General features: G+C 61.2%; 1 protein-coding gene. It reads right to left on the reverse strand.

Annotated features, from left to right (window positions below; translation table 11 throughout):
- Positions 1-22: 22 nt before the first annotated feature.
- The coding region (locus tag AB3X86_RS38125; protein WP_368599885.1) for a transposase family protein at positions 23-1,548 on the reverse strand (1,526 nt) is incomplete at its 5' end.

Genomic DNA, 1,548 nt, shown 5'->3' on the forward strand with positions numbered 1-1,548 from the left:
CGTGTTGCCTCACGGGATGATGTTACTCCCGGGTAATTGTCACTCTCCGAATGTTTTGCGATGACGGTTGGCGCTGCGTAGCGGCGCCAACCGTCATCGCGTCGGCATCGCCGAGTATCCGCGTCACCAGTTCTCTGGCACGGTTCGATCGCCATGCCTTCACGCGGCGCTGCAAGGTTCGCAGCTGCGCGCCGGAATACATGGTGGGAGCCATCGAAGTGAGACGCTCATGGAGCTTTTGCGCGGTAATGCCGGGCTCCGCTTCGAGCCACTGCTGTATGTTCGGCCAGGTATGCTCGAACGGATCTTCCCGGGTACGCCAATCATGAGGGACGCGCGCTTTTCGATGATGCGTCGGCCGGACCTCTCCAGCCTGCCACGCCGTTCCAAGACTCGCCAGGAAATCCGCCAGTGGAACTTGACCGGATGGCTTTGTCTCTGTCGGCGCCGCTCCGGAAGCACAGCATTCGGCGACACGCTGCTGGGCCTCGCGCATTCGACGTAAGAGATCCAGTGGGTCGAGCGCTCTGAACTGGGCACACAGTCTGCGTTTGGTTGCCTCCGACACCGAAGCGGAACGCAGCACGCGCTCGAGCGGCGTCAAGGGCGCCTCATAGCGCTTCGTCACCTTCGCGCCGTGACGGGTCTTCGATTTCAGCTTGAATGACGGCTGGAAGAAGTTGATGTACAGCCGCGACACCTCGTAGAGGGAAGCAAGGGTTGCCGTGGCTTCGAGGCCGCGTAACCTGCCATAGCCAACGAGGCGGCGCACGATGGCGCCATTCTTTTGCTCGACCCACGCCTGATCGTTTTTCTTGTACGCACGGGAGCGCGTCAGTTCGATACCCGTTGCCTTGCAGAAGTCAAGCATGGCCGCATTCATGAAGGCAGTATCGTTATCGCAATCCAGACCACGCAGCGGAAACGGCAACGCACGGCTAACACGCTCGATGTGCTCGAGCACGAACGCCCCGCTGCGATACGGCATGCTCAGGCATTCGGTCCAGCCGGTCGCGATATCTGTCATCACGAAGCTGTGCACGAAGTCGCCGTCGATCTTGGTGCCACCACAATGCTCGACGAAATCGACCTCCAGATAACCGGGCAGTGGATCGTTCCAGTCAGTAAACGTCCTGATCGGCACGGCACGGCGAATCGCATTGCCGACTCCGCCGGCGCGCCTGCGTTGGCCGCTGAAGGCTTGCTCACGCACGTCCCGCAACAGCCGGTCAATGGTGGCGGCGCTGATCTGCTGAAGCCGCTGGCGGACCTCCTTCGATAGCCACAGGTGGCCATGCCGTGTCATCGAGTCGACGAGTGTCGGGATGAGCGCCTTCAACCGCTTGCCGCAGATCCTGTCGGCAGCCTCCCACAGCGTGATCAACGCCGCACGCACTTCGTCGTCATAGCGTCGCTGCGGCCCTGGCTTCGCCCTTTGCGGCTGCGGATCCCGACACAGCACCCGGATCGCATGCTTACGGTGATAGCCGGTCAATTCAATGAATTCGTCCAGGATCTGGCGTTTCTCCGTCCGGTCAGAACGTCGAT

The sequence above is a fragment of the Paraburkholderia sp. BR14374 genome (genome assembly GCF_040948685.1).
GTDB lineage: Bacteria > Pseudomonadota > Gammaproteobacteria > Burkholderiales > Burkholderiaceae > Paraburkholderia > Paraburkholderia youngii.